20 protein-coding genes are annotated in these 16,976 nt (G+C 39.2%); 11 read left to right on the forward strand and 9 right to left on the reverse strand.

Going from position 1 to position 16,976, the window contains the following annotated elements; genetic code table 11:
• The first annotated feature begins 62 nt into the window (after window positions 1–62).
• The 8 genes from rcbX (at window position 63) to AACW45_RS08540 (ending at window position 5,160) form a co-directional block, all read left to right on the forward strand.
• Window positions 63–461 (forward strand): RuBisCO chaperone RbcX, encoded by a 399-nt coding sequence (rcbX, locus tag AACW45_RS08505; protein WP_190632589.1) that lies wholly within the window; start codon window positions 63–65, stop codon window positions 459–461.
• A 78-nt stretch (window positions 462–539) separates the two neighbouring features.
• Entirely contained in the window at window positions 540–869 is a 330-nt protein-coding gene (locus tag AACW45_RS08510) for a ribulose bisphosphate carboxylase small subunit (RefSeq protein WP_096644223.1), read from the forward strand.
• A 95-nt stretch (window positions 870–964) separates the two neighbouring features.
• On the forward strand, window positions 965–1,771 hold the full coding sequence (locus AACW45_RS08515) for an aminoglycoside N(3)-acetyltransferase (RefSeq protein ID WP_190632590.1): 807 nt from the start codon (window positions 965–967) through the stop codon (window positions 1,769–1,771).
• A gap of 48 nt (window positions 1,772–1,819) precedes the next feature.
• Window positions 1,820–2,407: a GDSL-type esterase/lipase family protein gene (locus tag AACW45_RS08520; RefSeq protein ID WP_190632644.1), complete on the forward strand. Its 588-nt coding sequence runs from the start codon at window positions 1,820–1,822 to the stop codon at window positions 2,405–2,407.
• 47 nt (window positions 2,408–2,454) lie between these two features.
• The gene (locus AACW45_RS08525) at window positions 2,455–3,117 is read left to right on the forward strand and encodes a Uma2 family endonuclease (protein WP_190632591.1); all 663 of its coding nucleotides are present in this window, start codon (window positions 2,455–2,457) and stop codon (window positions 3,115–3,117) included.
• A 77-nt stretch (window positions 3,118–3,194) separates the two neighbouring features.
• On the forward strand, window positions 3,195–3,422 hold the full coding sequence (locus AACW45_RS08530) for a type II toxin-antitoxin system Phd/YefM family antitoxin (RefSeq protein ID WP_096644220.1): 228 nt from the start codon (window positions 3,195–3,197) through the stop codon (window positions 3,420–3,422).
• Window positions 3,419–3,799 carry a type II toxin-antitoxin system VapC family toxin gene (locus tag AACW45_RS08535; RefSeq protein WP_190632592.1) on the forward strand — a complete coding sequence of 127 codons (381 nt, stop codon included), beginning with the start codon at window positions 3,419–3,421 and terminating at the stop codon, window positions 3,797–3,799. Before AACW45_RS08530 ends, AACW45_RS08535 begins: the two co-directional genes overlap by 4 nt.
• A gap of 89 nt (window positions 3,800–3,888) precedes the next feature.
• Entirely contained in the window at window positions 3,889–5,160 is a 1,272-nt protein-coding gene (locus tag AACW45_RS08540) for a ribulose bisphosphate carboxylase small subunit (protein WP_190632593.1), read from the forward strand.
• A gap of 181 nt (window positions 5,161–5,341) precedes the next feature.
• On the opposite strand, the gene AACW45_RS08545 is transcribed toward AACW45_RS08540, so the two are convergent.
• The 5 genes from AACW45_RS08545 to AACW45_RS08565 all read right to left on the reverse strand — a co-directional run bounded on the left by AACW45_RS08545 (window position 5,342) and on the right by AACW45_RS08565 (window position 8,300).
• Window positions 5,342–5,731 (reverse strand): type II toxin-antitoxin system VapC family toxin, encoded by a 390-nt coding sequence (locus AACW45_RS08545; protein ID WP_190632594.1) that lies wholly within the window; start codon window positions 5,729–5,731, stop codon window positions 5,342–5,344.
• Window positions 5,718–5,981 carry an AbrB/MazE/SpoVT family DNA-binding domain-containing protein gene (locus AACW45_RS08550; RefSeq protein WP_190632595.1) on the reverse strand — a complete coding sequence of 88 codons (264 nt, stop codon included), beginning with the start codon at window positions 5,979–5,981 and terminating at the stop codon, window positions 5,718–5,720. The genes AACW45_RS08545 and AACW45_RS08550 overlap by 14 nt, the downstream gene beginning before the upstream one ends.
• Before the next feature lie 71 nt (window positions 5,982–6,052).
• On the reverse strand, window positions 6,053–6,964 hold the full coding sequence (locus AACW45_RS08555) for an ROK family protein (RefSeq protein ID WP_190632596.1): 912 nt from the start codon (window positions 6,962–6,964) through the stop codon (window positions 6,053–6,055).
• 177 nt (window positions 6,965–7,141) lie between these two features.
• Window positions 7,142–7,345 (reverse strand): hypothetical protein, encoded by a 204-nt coding sequence (locus tag AACW45_RS08560; RefSeq protein WP_190538612.1) that lies wholly within the window; start codon window positions 7,343–7,345, stop codon window positions 7,142–7,144.
• 58 nt (window positions 7,346–7,403) lie between these two features.
• The gene (locus AACW45_RS08565) at window positions 7,404–8,300 is read right to left on the reverse strand and encodes an ABC transporter permease (protein ID WP_190538613.1); all 897 of its coding nucleotides are present in this window, start codon (window positions 8,298–8,300) and stop codon (window positions 7,404–7,406) included.
• A gap of 332 nt (window positions 8,301–8,632) precedes the next feature.
• Between AACW45_RS08565 and AACW45_RS08570 the strand changes: the two genes are divergently transcribed.
• Complete coding sequence (locus tag AACW45_RS08570) at window positions 8,633–8,953, forward strand: DUF3040 domain-containing protein (protein ID WP_190538614.1); 321 nt, start codon at window positions 8,633–8,635, stop codon at window positions 8,951–8,953.
• 14 nt (window positions 8,954–8,967) lie between these two features.
• Window positions 8,968–11,049, forward strand: a complete 2,082-nt coding sequence (locus AACW45_RS08575; protein ID WP_190632597.1) for a dynamin family protein — start codon at window positions 8,968–8,970, stop codon at window positions 11,047–11,049.
• Here AACW45_RS08575 and AACW45_RS08580 read toward each other — a convergent pair.
• The gene (locus tag AACW45_RS08580; protein WP_277880345.1) at window positions 11,029–11,157 is read right to left on the reverse strand and encodes a hypothetical protein; all 129 of its coding nucleotides are present in this window, start codon (window positions 11,155–11,157) and stop codon (window positions 11,029–11,031) included. The two genes, AACW45_RS08575 and AACW45_RS08580, sit on opposite strands and share 21 nt — an antisense overlap.
• 71 nt (window positions 11,158–11,228) lie before the next feature.
• Between AACW45_RS08580 and AACW45_RS08585 the strand changes: the two genes are divergently transcribed.
• The gene (locus AACW45_RS08585; protein WP_190632598.1) at window positions 11,229–13,466 is read left to right on the forward strand and encodes a dynamin family protein; all 2,238 of its coding nucleotides are present in this window, start codon (window positions 11,229–11,231) and stop codon (window positions 13,464–13,466) included.
• Between the two features lie 196 nt (window positions 13,467–13,662).
• Here the strand turns inward: AACW45_RS08585 and AACW45_RS08590 are convergent, their stop codons facing one another.
• The 3 genes from AACW45_RS08590 to hpsO all read right to left on the reverse strand — a co-directional run bounded on the left by AACW45_RS08590 (window position 13,663) and on the right by hpsO (window position 16,928).
• The gene (locus AACW45_RS08590) at window positions 13,663–14,301 is read right to left on the reverse strand and encodes a peroxiredoxin (RefSeq protein ID WP_190538618.1); all 639 of its coding nucleotides are present in this window, start codon (window positions 14,299–14,301) and stop codon (window positions 13,663–13,665) included.
• A gap of 153 nt (window positions 14,302–14,454) precedes the next feature.
• Window positions 14,455–15,672 (reverse strand): hormogonium polysaccharide biosynthesis glycosyltransferase HpsP, encoded by a 1,218-nt coding sequence (gene hpsP, locus AACW45_RS08595; RefSeq protein WP_190632599.1) that lies wholly within the window; start codon window positions 15,670–15,672, stop codon window positions 14,455–14,457.
• A 77-nt stretch (window positions 15,673–15,749) separates the two neighbouring features.
• Window positions 15,750–16,928: a hormogonium polysaccharide biosynthesis glycosyltransferase HpsO gene (hpsO, locus tag AACW45_RS08600; RefSeq protein WP_190632600.1), complete on the reverse strand. Its 1,179-nt coding sequence runs from the start codon at window positions 16,926–16,928 to the stop codon at window positions 15,750–15,752.
• Between the last annotated feature and the right edge of the window lie 48 nt (window positions 16,929–16,976).

The raw sequence follows: 16,976 nt of genomic DNA on the forward strand, positions 1-16,976 counted from the left end.
GAAAATAATTCTCTTAACTTTTTACTTTTTACTTTTTACTTAATTTTCGGCTGGGGTCAAGCATGAATCTCAAACAAATTGCGAAAGACACAGCCAAGACTCTCCAAAGCTACCTGACTTATCAGGCACTGCGGACTGTACTGGCACAGTTAAGCGAAACGAATCCTCCCTTGGCTCATTGGTTGCAAAACTTCTCCGCCAATAAAATTCAAGACGGAGAAGCATATATTCAGCAATTGTTCCTTGAAAAGTCAGATTTGGCATTACGCATTATGACTGTCAGAGAACACATTGCCGAAGAAGTTGCCGATTTCTTACCAGAAATGGTTCGTACTGGTATTCAGCAAGCCAATATGGAGCAACGTCGCCAACATTTAGAACGCATCACGCAATTGAATTCATCAGACTCTACCCCGGAAGCCGAACAGCAGACAATATCAGATCAAAACAATGAACAGTGAACAGTAAACAGTTATCAGCAAGAAGATGGTAACTGTTAACTGATAAATGAACACCAATCCAACTCACTATCAAAAGCTATGCAAACCCTACCAAAAGAGCGTCGTTACGAAACCCTTTCTTATCTACCTCCTCTTTCTGACGCTCAAATCGAAAAGCAAGTTCAGTACATTCTGACTCAAGGTTACATTCCAGCAGTCGAATTCAACGAAGATTCTGAACCTACCCAATACTACTGGACACTGTGGAAGCTACCTTTGTTTGGTGCTAAATCCACCCGCGAAGTATTGAGCGAAGTTCAAGCTTGCCGTTCTCAATATTCCAACAATTACATCCGTGTTGTAGGTTTCGACAACATCAAGCAGTGCCAAGTTGTCAGCTTTATCGTTCACAAACCCAGCAGATACTAAAAGCTGATTTAGCTTAAATAATTCATTAATTAAAGAGAGGTAGATAAATTTACCTCTCTTTTCTTGTTTTTTAGATATTGAGAACTCCATACCAGATGAGTGAATCAAAAGTAATTCATAGCACATCATCACCTCGCACTCGTCAGAGTTTAGCCACAGATTTAGTCAATGCCGGCCTTAATTCAGGGATGACGGTGATAGTACATTCATCTCTTAGTTCATTAGGATGGGTTTGCGGTGGTTCAGTTGCAGTAGTTCAAGCACTGATGGATGTGATTACACCAGCCGGAAATTTGGTTATGCCTACCCATTCTGGTGATTTATCTGATCCGGCTATGTGGCAAGAACCAGCAGTTCCGCAACATTGGTGGTCTATCATCCGTGAAACGATGCCAGCTTTTGATACTAAAGTGACTCCAACACGAGAGATGGGTAAAATTGTTGAAACTTTCCGAACTTGGGAAAATGTCATCCGAAGTTCTCATCCCCAGGTTTCTTTTGCTGCTTGGGGTCAAAACGTTGAAAAAATAGTCTCAAATCACTCTCTTGACTACTCATTAGGAGAAAATTCACCATTAGCTCGTCTCTATGACTTGAATGGTTGGGTACTTTTATTGGGTGTTGGATATGAAAATTGCACTAGTTTTCATCTAGCCGAGTACCGGACTAGTCAAGCACAGCAAGTTAAAAAGGGTGCGCCTATTTTGGAAACAGGACAACGTGTTTGGAAATGGTTCACAGACATTGATTTTGATACTAGCTGTTTTGTTGAGATAGGTGAAGCATTGGAAAAAACTGGCCAAGTCCAAACCTCAAAGGTCGGTTCTGCAACAACAAAATTCTTTAGTATGAAAAATGCCGTTGATTTTGCAGTTACTTGGTTGAGGGATAATCCTAGATAGATATCGCAACTGAGTAGAGGTTTTGTGACTGAAAAATCTCCATCCCAAATGAGAATTTGCTTTCTAGGCGAGTCATTCGTGAATGGTACAGGCGATCTAGAATGCCTCGGTTGGACAGGTCGAATATGTGTGAATGCCCAGAAAAAAGGTCATGAAATCACTTACTACAATTTAGGTGTGCGACGAGAAACGAGTACAGAACTGAGAAACCGTTGGCACAGAGAAGCTACCTATCGCCTACCAAAAGAATGTGACGGGAGAGTAGTATTTTCCTTTGGGGTAAATGACACGACTATTGAAAATGGTAAAACCCGTGTTGCTGTTGAAGATTCAATTGATAATATCCGCCATATTTTGAGTCAGGCTCAACAGTTATATCCAGTTTTAATGGTAAGTCCGCCTCCATGCACAGATGAGGCACAAAATCAACGAATTGCTAATTTAGTCCAAGAGTTTGGTTTAGTTTGTCAGGAATTAAATATTCCCTATCTCAACATTTTTCAATATTTACAAAAATCAACAATTTGGAGAGAAGAAGCGAGAAATTATGATGGCGCTCATCCAAGATCCGGTGGTTACGAGGAATTTGCTCAACTTGTAGATCGTTGGGAAGCTTGGAAAAAGTGGTTTATATAAGAATTGCTTATACTAGATGCAGAGAAATTTTTTTGAGGAATTTGTAAATGACAGCTTCAGATATGAAAATACCACCTTTAGAAAGTGGCGATCGCCTAACTCGCCCAGAATTTGAACGTCGTTATCATACGATGTCGAATACTAAAAAAGCAGAATTAATCGAAGGAGTCGTTTACGTGGCCTCACCATTACGTTTTAAAAGTCATAGACAGCCTCATGGTAACTTGATTATCTGGTTAGGTACTTACAAAGTTTCTACCCCAGGTGTGGAGTTAGGCGATAATACAACAGTCCGCTTAGATGCAGATAATGAAGTACAACCAGATGTTGTACTGATACTTAATGAACAACTCGGTGGACAAACCCGAATTAGTGAAGATGACTATATAGAAGGCGCACCTGAATTAATTGCAGAAGTTGCTGCTAGTAGTGCGGCTAATGATTTATATGATAAAAAGCGAGTATATCGTCGCAATGGCGTTAAAGAATATATTGTTTGGCAAGTATTTGAAAATAAATTTGATTGGTTTATTTTAGAAAATGGTGAGTATGTCACATTAACACCTGATGCTGATGGGATTATTAAAAGTCGTGTATTTCCTAGTTTATGGTTGGATGTGACTGCATTATTAACTGGAGAAATGACGCAAGTTTTAGCGATATTACAGCAAGGATTGAATTCGCAAGAGCATCAACAATTTTTAAGATAATTACTCAAATATTTTGGCTTGAATATTGCAATAGAAATAGAGATTAACCTAAAATTAAATATCTGAAGGTATTATTTATGCAGCAAATTACTCTAGATGAAGCATCACAACACTTATCTGATTTGATTGAAGCAGCCCTGAGCGGTGAAGAAATTATTATTATCAAAGACAATCAACCTGTAGTAAAGTTAACACCTGTATCACCAGTTAAACGCCGTCCTCAGTTTGGTAGTGCTAAGGGATTAATAACTATATCTGATGACTTTGACGAACCATTAGAAGATTTTAAGGAATATATGGAATGAGACAACTACTGGATACTCATACTTTTATTTGGTTTGTTATGGGTAATCCAAGAATTAGCGAGAATTTGCGATCGCAAATTGAAAACAATGATAACCTACTCAGTCTTGTCAGTGTTTGGAAAATGGCAATCAAACACAGTATTGGAAAACTCAATTTCAATATGAGTTTTCCAGAGTTTATTGAACAGCAAATAATTAACAATGGTATTGAAGTAATACCGATTGCTAGAGAAGAGATTATAGTTGTTTCCCAACTTCCTTTACATCACCGCGATCCATTTGACAGGCTGTTAATTGCACAGTCTATAGTAGAAAATATTCCTATACTGAGTGCTGATACAATTTTTGATGCCTATCCAATTCAGCGATTGTGGTAGTTAGGATTATCTTTATACCAAAAGATAAATAAAATTTGACACAAAAACACGTAGCATTATTTTAATAACTCCCAGGCAAGAACAATTTTATGGGTTACTACATTGCTCCTCGATTTTTGGATAAAATTGCTGTCCACATTACCAAAAACTTCTTAAATCTTCCTGGTATTAGAGTACCTTTGATTTTAGGGATTCATGGACGTAAAGGTGAAGGTAAAACCTTTCAATGTGAATTAGCTTTTGAAAAAATGGGTGTGGAAGTAACACTCATCTCTGGTGGTGAATTAGAAAGTCCTGATGCGGGAGATCCAGCACGTTTAATTCGCTTACGCTACCGAGAAACGTCGGAATTAAGCAAAGTGCGCGGTAAAATGTGCGTGCTGATGATTAATGATTTAGATGCGGGTGCAGGTAGATTTGATGAAGGTACTCAATATACAGTAAATACTCAGTTGGTGAATGCCACACTGATGAATATTGCGGATAATCCTACCGATGTGCAGTTACCTGGAAGCTACGATTCCACACCTTTGCGTCGCGTACCGATTATTGTCACAGGTAATGATTTTACTACCTTATATGCACCGTTAATTCGCGACGGGCGCATGGAAAAATTTTATTGGGAACCCAGCCGTGACGATAAAGTGGGGATTGTGGGCGGAATTTTTGCCCCAGATGGACTTTCGCAAAAAGAAGTTGAACAGTTAGTTGATACTTTTGTTAATCAATCGATTGATTTCTTTAGTGCATTGCGATCGCGCATTTATGACGAACAAATCCGCGAGTTTATCCATGATATAGGATTTGAGCGCATTTCCTTACGTGTTGTCAATAGCCTAGAAGGGCCGCCAGCATTTAAAAAGCCAGATTTTAGCCTATCCCATTTAATTGAATCTGGTCACTTGATGGTAGCAGAACAAAAGCGGGTAGAAAATTCCCAGTTGGTTGATGAGTACAATCGCCTCAATCGCGGTAGAAGCTATCAAGCTGCGCCACCTCCCAACGTGACGCCAACTAGTCAGCCGTCAAGTGATGGTGGAAAGCAAGTTGCAAAAACCAATGGTGCAAATAAGCAAGCGTCGAGTCCCCATTTAACTTTAGAAACCCAAGAACAGATTCGGCAAATTTTGGCGCAAGGTTACACCATTAATATTGAACATGTTGATGAACGTCGTTTCCGTACAGGTTCTTGGCAAAGTTGTCTGAATACTCACATTGATGCACATTCCGATGCCATCTCCGCTTTAGAATCATGTCTAGAGGAATATAGCGGTGAATATCTGCGTTTGGTAGGAATCGATCCAAAAGCGAAGCGGCGCGTGATAGAGACGATTATTCAGCGTCCGAATGGGAAAAATTAAAGTATAAAGGGCGGGGAAATCTCGCCCTTTGTCGATATTGATAAATTGAGGAAGTGCTTTACTGATGCGATCGCTCTTACTGTATTAGTGTAAAAACATGGGTAGAGCGTTCCCCGAAGGGGTTGCCGCAGGCATCGCCTAACTACATACTTTGAGGTTAGCTGTTTCTGGTGAGTCTTAACTAAGGTAGTTTCACTTCACAGGTAGTTAATCCCTTAGCTTTTTTCACAAATTTATCATCAAAAGTGTAAAATTCTGCATGATTTTGACTTTGGGCTAGATGAAACGCATCCGCAAAATCTAAGCCTGATTCATGCCAATGCAGCGCGTGAAAAACTAGGCTAGCATTACTCAGATGAACATTTGGCAAACCAAAAAGCTTTCTTAAGGCTGTGCATATTTCAACAGGTTTAAACTTATAAGCAAACCTTAGTACCCACTCAGTTTCTAGAACAACTGTATCTGGTATAAAAATATTTTGATTTTGAAAAATTTCTAGACTCTTTCGGTACTGTAATTCGTCATCTTGGGTCAATAGACGTACAATAATATTAGTATCAACTGCCACCATGCCATGATTCCTCTACACCTTGACGGATGGCATCATTCATCTCTTCTAAAGATTTTGGCGAGCCTTCATATTTTAAGCAGGCTGCAACATCATTTAATGTGGTTTCTGTAAAAGGTTTCTTAGGTTTGAGAAGGATACCATCACCCATATTAATTGCTATTAATTCCTGTCCGATTTCCCACCCTGAAGCTTTGAGCAATTCTTCAGGAAGAATTACTTGTCCCTCACTGGATACTTTTGTTATTTCCATATATTTCGTGAATATTTGTTTGTACTGTATTTTTAATTTTAAATTTTTTATTCTTTCAGATTGCAAGATAATTACAGATGCATATTTGAAGATTCGGAAATATGTTCCCATGCTAACTTGGCTGCACCTGCCATACCCGCAGCATTACCCAATTCTGCTTGTATAATTTGTAAGCCAACGCGCGATGTCGGCATCACTCTTTGTTCTATTTCTGCTTTGACGGCTGGTACAAAAAACCGGAAACTCGCACTAACTCCGCCACCAATGACGATCGCTTCTGGCGTTAATACATAAATTAAACTGGTTAAGCCGATACCCAAATCTTTACCATATTCTTGCCAAAAAGTCAAGGCTTCTTGATCGGCGGCGGCGGCTAGAGCGCCTAATTCCCAAGGTTCTTTACCAGTGCGGCGACGGATAGCTGTGATCGAGGTGTATTGTTCTAAAGAGCCGCGATTGCCACTATTACACCTCGGCCCTTCAGGATTGAAGCTAATTAAACCAAGTTCGCCTCCTGCGCCTTGATGTCCAATAAAAAGTTTGCCGTTGAGGAAGATAGCACCGCCTACGCCAGTGCCTAATGTCAGCATAATAAAATTTTGAAAACTGCGGCCAGCACCTAACCAAGCTTCGCCTAAACCGGCGCAGTTAGCATCATTACCAATAATTGTGGGTTTAGCAATTTTCGCTTCTAACCAATCGGCTAAGGGTACATCTCGCCACCCTGCTAAGTTGATGGCGATTTTGGCGATGCGTCCCTGAGCATCAGCCGGGCCGGGAGTACCCACACCAAGAGCCACAGTTTGATTATCTGGATCAACTTGAGCGATCGCATCTACCATTACCGCCAGTACAGCTTCTGGCGTGGATGGTTGGGGAGTTGCTACTGTCAGAGATTGCAAGCAATTGCCATCTCGGTCAAATCGCCCCAGCTTAATCGCTGTTCCCCCCAAATCAATACCAATTACTTGAGAATTCACCACTTTTTTAGGGATTAGGGAAGGGAAGGGAGACAAGGAGGACAAGGGGGACAAGGAGGACAAAGAATTTTAGATTTTAGATTTGCGATTTTGGATTCTAATATAAATCTAAAATCCAAAATCCAAAATCCAAAATTGTTTCAATGCCCAATGCCCAATGCCCCATGCCCAAAAAGCATCTTAGCTTTTTTGGGTATTGTTACTAAAAAATTCTGAATTCTCTTTTTTATTAGCTGCAAATTGCAAATTGCTTACATTCCCTTGGCGTACACCTGATTCAACTTGCCAAGCTGTAACTGGTGTTCCCCGTAAAATACCGGATAAAGCTACAGAAAGCATAAATCCGCCTGTAGCCGCAGCAACTAAAGTCAAATTGTCTTTCACCTGAATCTCCAAATCCAAAATTGGTCTGTGTACTAATTAATGTTCACAACGAGCTAAATTATTTCCGAATACTATTCTGTCGTCGTAAACGCGGATTGACAAATTCATTTAAACCTTCACCAAGTAGTGATAACCCTACTACCATTAATGTCATTGCTAAACCGGGAAACAGTGTAGTCCACCAAATCCCTGTGGATAATCCTTCTAATGCTAGTTTTAAATCTCTTCCCCATTCGGGAACGGTTTCTGGTAATCCTAAACCTAAAAATCCCAAACCGCCTAAAACTAAAATTGCATCGGCGGCGTTGAGGGTGAATAATACAGGTACGCTTTGAATAACGTTGAAAAATAGATAGCGAGATAGCACAGTCCAAGTAGAAGCGCCCATTGCTTGCGCCGCTTCGATAAATACTTCGGTTTTAACGCTGACGGTGTGGTTGCGCACAACTCGGTAATATTGGGGAATGTAGGCAATACTAATAGCGATCGCAGCATTTAATATTCCCCGCCCCACAATAAATGCCAGTGTTACTGATAGTAGTAATCCAGGCAATGTATAAATACTATCCATAATAAACAGCAGGATTTTATCTAATCTGCCGCCGAGATAGCCGCTAACCATGCCTAAAGGCACACCAATTAGCATACTCAAGGCTGTAGCTAAAATTACTACTTGCAAAGCAGCTTGAGCGCCAAAGATGGTTCGAGAAAAAACATCATGTCCTAAAAGACTAGTACCAAACCAATATTTACCGGAAGGTGGATCGTAAACGGGGTTATTTAACAACTCTGTGGGACTTTGTAGCCATCCCCAAGCTTGAAATACGGGTGCAAAGAACGCTAGGAAGATAAAAAATAGAGTAATGGCTAACCCGATCAACATTAACACTTGAGAAAGATTCGGATTTTTGGGAAAGCGTAAAAATGACGGCATTTGCCGTTTTGTCATAGCCATGAGCGATCGCCTACATTGAGCGAGATACGCTGACCATTTTACATATCATTTGTCAATGGTCAGTAGTAGAGACGCGATTAATCGCGTCTCTACAATTGTCAGGTGTTTATCTCATGTCTTCACCTTATCTACTGGGTTGGGGAATAAAGCTAAAAATTCCGAAAAAGCAGGCTCAAGTGGTGAAATTTAATATATCTGAGCAATTGTGTTGTTAAGAATTGTCATGAAAATAGAAATTATACTGAGGTATTTTATTTATTAGTAAAATAAAATACATAAATACGGTTATAAGTACTGAAAATATCTCATTATCGTCAACGAGGTGGAAACCAATGGAAGGCGATCGCAATCATGACTTAGAACAGCGCGAACGCGATCTCAGACAGCGCGAAGTGGAATTAAGACTTCGGGAAATGGAAGCGGATCTCAATCCTTCTAATGCACCTTTTCATAAAACTGTCAAGCATCCGTCAGAAAAGTTCTCTCAACCTTGGATGAAAAAAGCCATTCTTGGTTTACAGCTTTTTGGACTTGGCGTGGCGGTTTTGGTTGCTGCGAGGATCGCTGCTGCTGTCGCGGGAATTGTAATGTTTGGCGCGCTGGTTTGGATGGCTTACAAGCTGTTTCTGGAATCTCCCAAAAATAAACCTTAATTTAGAGAGTCAATATGACTAATCAAGTTGCGGCTGACAGATTTCTCAACGATTTAGAACGTGTGGCGCAAGTCAGAGCAAAAATGGCTGTATGTTTGAGCCAACTTGCTGACACAATTAATCAAGCAGAATTAGCTGGTGAATCTTCTTCTGGTAAACTGAGTTTAGAACGAGATATTGAAGATATTACAGCAGCTAGTAAAAATCTGCAAAAAGGTGTATTTCGCCTATTAGTATTAGGCGATATGAAACGAGGTAAAAGTACGTTTCTTAACGCCTTAATTGGTGAGAATTTATTACCCAGCGATGTGAATCCTTGTACTGCTGTATTAACAGTTTTACGCTACGGGCCGGAGAAAAAAGTCACAATTCACTTTAATGATGGGAAAAGTCCGCAACAGCTAGATTTTCAAAGCTTTAAATATAAATATACTATCGACCCAGCAGAAGCGAAGAAATTAGAACAGGAGAAAAAACAAGCTTTTCCTGATGTTGATTATGCTGTGGTTGAATATCCCTTAGCTCTTTTAGAAAAGGGTATTGAAATTGTTGACAGTCCTGGGTTAAATGATACAGAAGCGCGGAATGAATTATCTTTAGGGTATGTCAATAATTGTCATGCAATTTTGTTTGTCATGAGAGCATCTCAACCTTGTACTTTAGGTGAGCGTCGCTATCTAGAAAATTACATTAAAGGTCGAGGATTGAGTGTTTTCTTTTTAATTAATGCTTGGGATCAGGTAAAAGAATCACTCATAGATCCTGATGATGTGGAAGAATTAAGCGCCGCCGAAGCGAGATTGAGACAAGTATTTCAGGCGAATTTGGCAGAATATTGCTATGTAGATGGACAGAGTATTTACAATGAGCGTGTATTTGAACTTTCTTCAATTCAAGCACTGAGAAAAAGATTAAAAAATCCAGAAGCTGATTTAACTGGAACGGGCTTTCATGAGTTTATGGGAGCCTTGAATACATTTCTTACCAGAGAACGCGCGATCGCAGAATTGCGACAAGTCAGAACCTTAGCGCGACAAGCTTGCAATCACACTCGCGAAGCTATAGATAGACGTTTACCATTGCTGGATAAAGATGTCAATGAATTGAAACAAAAAATTGATTCTGTAGAACCAGAATTTAAAAAGTTGACAAATATCCGCGATCAATTTCAAAAAGAAATTATCAACACCAGAGACACCCAAGCGAGAAAAATTTCTGAATCATTCCGCAGCTATGTTTTAGGCTTAGGTGATACCTTTGAAACAGATTTCTTACGCTATCAACCAGAGTTAAATTTATTCGATTTTCTCAGTAGTGGAAAGCGAGATGCTTTTAATACTGCTTTGCAAAAAGCGTTTGAACAATACATTACCGATAAATTTTCGGCTTGGACTTTAACAGCAGAAAAAGATATCAATGGCGCATTTAGAGAACTTTCTGTCAGTGCTGCACAATATGGCGCATCTTATAGCCAAGTTACAGACCAAATTACCGAAAAATTAACCGGACAACAAGTTAAAGTACATGCATCTGCTACTACTGAAGATGATAACTCTCCCGGATGGGCAAAATGGGCGATGGGGTTGTTATCTTTATCGCGAGGTAATTTAGCTGGTGTAGCGTTAGCTGGCGCAGGATTTGATTGGAAAAATATCTTATTAAATTACTTCACTGTGATTGGTATTGGCGGTATAATTACAGCAGTAACAGGTATTTTTCTGGGGCCGATTGGCTTTGCATTGTTAGGTTTAGGTGTAGGCTTTCTCCAAGCAGATCAAGCACGGAAAGAATTAGTAAAAACCGCAAAGAAAGAGTTAGTTAAACACCTACCCCAAGTAGCTCACGAGCAATCACAAACTGTATATGATGCAGTTAAAGAATGTTTTGATGTTTATGAAAGAGAAGTGAGCAAGCGAATTAACGACGATATCACATCTCGCAAATCGGAATTAGATAATCTCCTCAAGCAAAAAGCCACACAAGAGATTAATCGCGAAGGTGAATTAAAGCGGCTGAAAAATTTGCAGGAACAGGTGATAGAGCAATTGCAAAAAATTGAAGCTGCCTATAGTAACTTAATCGCTTACTATAGTTAAATCCTCATCTTTCTCACAGGTAGGATTTTCTCTATATTCTTCTTGGCGTACTTGGCGTACTTGGCGGTTAGTTAAATAAATAATAGATAAACACAGATGTATATCCATAAAAATCTGTGTTTACCTGTGTATATCAATCCAAAATCATATTTGCATACACAGCATAAAATTAGAAAACTATGCAAAAACAATCTGAAAGTTATCAGGATTTAGTAACTGCGCTGAAATCAACATCGAAATTGCTAAATTTAGAGCGTAACTCACAACTAGCTCAAGATATTAATACTATTTCTCATTATCTGACTAATCCTAACTTTCAGATTGCGGTATTTGGCCCTTTTAATCATGGTAAATCTACCTTATTAAATGCCATTTTAGGAAATCGCACTTTACCAATTGATTTAATTCCCACCACAGGCGCGGCGATTACTGTTAAATATGGTAGCGATTTACGCACGCGAATTATGTTAAGAGATGGTACCGAAATTTATCGTAGCGGTACCGAAATTTTACAGCAGTATGCAATTTTGGATGGTAACAGACAGATGCGCCAAGATGTAGCATCTGTAGAAGTTTTTTGTCCCCATCCGTTTTTAGCTAGGGGTATAGAATTATTAGATTTACCAGGAACAAACGATCGCGAAGCCCAAGATATTTTAGTACGCGATCGCCTGTTATCTACAGATTTGGTAGTACAATTACTTGATGCACGCAAGTTAATGACTTTAGGCGAACGTGAAAACCTGCGCGATTGGCTACTAGATAGGGGTATTAAAACAGTTATTTTCGTTGCTAATTTTATTAACTTGCTAGAACCTGAAGAACAACAGCAAGTACAAAATCGCCTGTTATTTGTTGCGGAAAGTTTTCGCGCTGAATTACCGTCAGGATTTAGTAATTTATATCGTGTAGATGCGTTACCTGCATTAAGAGCAAGATTAAAAGGTGATGCTGCTGGTGCTACGAGTAGTGGGTTAGCCACCTTTGAAGCAGCTTTGCAAAATATAGTCACTATTTTACAACAAAATCGGGGCGATGTGCGATTACCGAGAGTACAGGCGATCGCTTCCCAAATTCAATTAAATTTACAAGCAAAAATTGAACCTCTGCTCAAGGAAGTTAAGTCTTTTGATGAGAAAGAGAATGCAAAAATTGAAGTTAAACAAAAAGCCGCTAATTTAATTCAACAAGGCTTAAATAAAAGTATAACTGAATTACGCAATTGGCTAGAATTACCCAATCTGCTGAAGAAATATCAAACTGATGCTACAGTTGCAATCGCAGAAGATAAATTTAAAACTTGGCAAATAGGGACTTTAAAAAAAGACCTCAGCGAGTTACAATTAAATATCATGAAATGGCTGTATCAAGCTTACGAGTTTTTTAAAGAAGAAAGGCCAGAAGATTTATCTATTCCCTTACCTAGCGAACCACAAATTACATTACCACCAAAGCCAGGGAATAATAATGATTTAGCAGAACCTGCTGGTGCTATTGCAGTTGGTGGTGGTATTGGTTGGTTATTAGGGGGGCCTGTAGGTGCGGCGGTAGTTGGGAGTATTTCTTATTTATTAAACAAAAATATTCAAGAAACTGACGATAAATCAGCGCAGGAATCTTATCATCAACAAGTTGCGAAAATTTGCATAGGCGTGACTGAAGATTATTTTGCTGAATTGAGCAATCAAGGATTAGCGATTTTAGCAGAATTTGAGTATAAAGCTAAAAGGGTAACTCGTTTTTCTGGTAGTCCAGAACCGCTAGAAATTGCTCATAAAAGACAAGATTTACAGCAATTACAAATCAGTTTTAATCAATTAGTACAACAGTTAAGTAAGGCTAAAATACCGACAAATTATCAACCTTATCGAGAAACACCTAAATACATACCATATACCCCACCAGTTGAAAAGGAGCAAACAACTTATTCCCAAAAAGAAAAAGCGAATAATTCTACATCCTCAACATATAGATATTCCTATAAAACTGCTGAGACTAATCAAGTCAATTCAAATCAGCGCGTTAATACATCTCCTCCACCCAAAGCTTCAACCTCACCCAATCCCGCAGAAGTAGACACAAATTTTCGCAATTGGGAAATCGATCAGGAGATAGCTAGAATGAAAGCTGAAATGCGTTCTCCTGGTTATCAAGCTAACAAACAACAGCAGAATACATCCCAAAGTAATAAAGCACCGCAGCAACCGAAAACTCAAGCCGAAAAAGATAAAATTACTCGCGCTTATAGTATTTTAGGTTTACAGCCTGGTGTATCCATTAATGAAGTGAAACAGGCTTATAAAAGCTTAGTGAAAAAATGGCATCCAGATTTATATGTGAATCAGCCACAATTACAAAAACAAGCTCAAGAAAAGATGCGATTAATTAATGAAGCTTATACAATTTTATCGGATTAATATTGAGAAAACTCTCTGAGTTCTACGAAAAAGTCTCTGAATTTCTTCTTACTTGGCGTACTTGGCGGTTTATTCTTTCTTTGACGAATTTATGGTATCAGGACTAACTTTTATCTTTATTCTCACGCAAAGACGCAAAGGCGCAAAGTTTTACCTTCGCGCCTTAAAAACAGATAAGAGGAAATGATTTTCAGACTTACTTGTTAGGCTGGGGTGTCATCCGCAAGTAAGGTTTGATTACCTCGTAACCTTTGGGGAATTTCTCCTTCAACACTTCTGGATCTTTCAAAGAGGGGACAATTACTACATCATCTCCATCTTTCCAGTCAGCTGGTGTAGCTACGCTGTAATTATCTGTTAGTTGCAGAGAATCGATGACTCGCAACAGTTCATCAAAATTGCGTCCTGTGCTGGGGGGATATGTGAAACTCAGACGTAGCTTTTTGTTGGGATCGATGACAAAAACCGATCGCACTGTCACAGATGCATTAGCATTGGGATGAATCATATCGTACAGGTCAGAAACCTTACGATCTGCATCTGCCAAAATTGGGTAGTTGAGAGTTGTGCTTTGGGTTTCTTCAATATCACCCACCCATCCGTTGTGAGATTCTACATCATCAACGCTGAGAGCGATCGCTTTGACATTGCGCTTGTCAAATTCTGGTTTTAGTTTAGCAACCGTCCCTAATTCGGTGGTGCAAACAGGTGTAAAATCGGCAGGGTGAGAAAACAGCACTACCCAGCTGTCACCTGCCCATTCATAAAAATCTATATCGCCATGTGTAGAGGCTTGAGTAAAGTTGGGTACTGTATCACCTAGACGCAGAGTCATGAGAGCTTCCTTGTAATTAGAAGGCATTAAGTATTCTACTACGCAAACGTGACATAAAACCCCGGTTTCCCCATCGGGTTAAGAGACGCGAAAGAAAATGTGATGTTATGTAATTTCCCTTAAAAAAGCTCAATGAAAAGGCAGAAGGTATGCTTATGTAAGGGTTGACTTGAATGATTTATTTCTCCCTTGTCTTCCTAAGATTTCCTGGTATGCGGCGATAGTTTGGCGGGCGATCGCATCCCAACTATAATTTTGTAGTGCATATTGTTGGGCGTTTACTCCCCGACGTTGGCGTTCTTGGGGATTTTCTAAAGCAGTTTGCAATAAATTTACTAGTACTTCTATATCTAGTCCACCTACCCACCCTGACTGACTTTCCTGTATCTGGTGACAAATATGCACTTGGTCGGAAATTACCACAGGGATTCCTGCTACCATCGCCTCAGCCACAGCAATACCAAAATTTTCATAATAGGAAGGTAAGACAAACACATCAGCAGCTTGCAGTAAACTAGCTTTTAGCTCGCCAGTGACAAAGCCTGTAATTGTAGAGTGCGATCGCAGTGGTGAATTGTGAATTTTTGTAATGATACTTTGTTCATAATCGGGATCTTGGGGATTTGTTCCAGCCAAGACAAAATGAAAATTACAACCAATCGCTAATAGTTTTTCTAAGGCGGGAATTAACAAATTTAACCCTTTTTTCGGGTCAATCCGCGACATAAATAATATTACAGGTAAATCACTCGGAATCCCTAATTGATGGCGTACTAAACTCTTTTGTTGTTCGTTGATGCATTTAGGCGGAATCACACCCAAAGGAATTACTAAATCTTGCGTATTTACCCCAAATTTTGCTGATGTTTTAGCTTCGCGATCGCTAGTAAAATGAATTGCAGATGCACCAACCAAATTTTGCTTTTCAATAATAGCTGCATATAACTGTTTTAATAATTTCTTTTTACGTAAATCAGCCGGATCGAGAGTTCCCAAAGGGCGCAAAATATAAGGTAAATTTTGCTGACGACAGATAGCCGCAGCTACACTACTCACAGGCGAAAATAAAGCATGAATATGAGCCAAATCAAACTCACCAGCATGACATTTTAACCAGGCAAGTAAATCTAGAGAAAATTTATAACGACGAAACGGCGCACAACGAAAATAAATTATTTCATACCCATCTTGTTTAACAGGATAATTTAACGGAACATCCAGAGGTTTTTGTCCACTATCACCATTACTATCAGTAGTAATTAACGTAACCTCTACACCTTCCCTTACCAAAGCCGGAGCCAATCCTAACACCATTTGACTAGGCCCCCCATAAACAAGAGAAACAGAAGGAACAACCTGTAATATTTTCATAAATTCATCCATCCCTCCAACAAAACCTCTTCTCTGCGCCCCTTTGCGTAAACCTCCGCGCCCCTTTGCGTTTAAAATTAAAACTTACTATTAACAACTTCTTGATAAAAATCTAACTGCTGTCGCGCCAAAGCCTGATTCGTATATTTATCCATCACCCTTTGATACCCCATATACCCCAACCTCATAGCAAATTCAGAGTTATCAATTAATTGCGTTAAGCAACTCCCTAAAGCCTGAAAATCTCCTTCCGGGAATACCAAACCAGCATCACCAATTACATAGGGAATCTCGCCAGAATTAGAACCAATCACCGGAACTTTGCAAGCCATCGCCTCAATAATTACATGACCGAATTGTTCCTTCCAGCCAATAGCAGTTAAAGTTTTAAATTTATATGTCGTTTCTGATGGCAATACTAAAGTACTCATCAAATTAATATACTCAGGTACTGCATGATGGGGAACACTTTCAATAATAATTACTCGTTCTTGAATTTGATTTTCTGCGGCTATCTTCAGTAATTCTGTCTGTAACTCTCCCCTTCCCAACAACAGTAGCTTCCAAGATTTATCCTTGATACTAATTAATGCTTGTAAAAGAGTTAGTAAACCCTTCTCTGGCACAAATCTACCCACAAAACCGACTACAAAATCACTAGGTAAAATACCTAATTTTGCAGCTAACTCTGGTTTCTGTTGAGGAGTAAATAATTGCTCATCTACACCCAACTGTGGCATAATCTTTATCGGTCTTGTATAGCCTTTTTGCCTGAATATTTCTGCACCATCTTGATTACCACAAATAATCCCATCGCTGTGACTGAGGTTATATTTTTCTAATAAAGCAACTGGTAAATTAAGTTTATAGGGTAAATTCCACCAAGTAAAAAAGATATTTTTGGCATTTAAACCCAAAAGTAAATTTAGTGCGATCGCTTGAGTATAAGCCAGTCCTCTAGAACCTTGTTCTACTTGGATAATATCGGGACGAAATTGTTGTAATAAAGCGATTAAATCTGTGCCAAATGTGAGTAATCCTTGCTGATTTTGGCTAAAATTAGCAATAGGTACAATTTTAAATGCACCTTCATCTCGGTATTCTGTAGCGATAATTTTATTTTGTACACCACCAGGTCGCCATCTTTTAGGAACAACAACCGTAACCTCAATTCCTGGTTCTAGTTGAGATAAAGCGCGTAATTTTTGGCAATTTAAGTCTACAATATAAGTATGGCTAGCAATTAAAATTTTCATAATTAATATAAATATAGGAAAATTTATCAGGCGGGTAATTCCCACCCT

This window comes from Calothrix sp. FACHB-168 (assembly GCF_963889195.1).
Taxonomy (GTDB): Bacteria; Cyanobacteriota; Cyanobacteriia; order Cyanobacteriales; family Nostocaceae; genus Aulosira; species Aulosira anomala_A.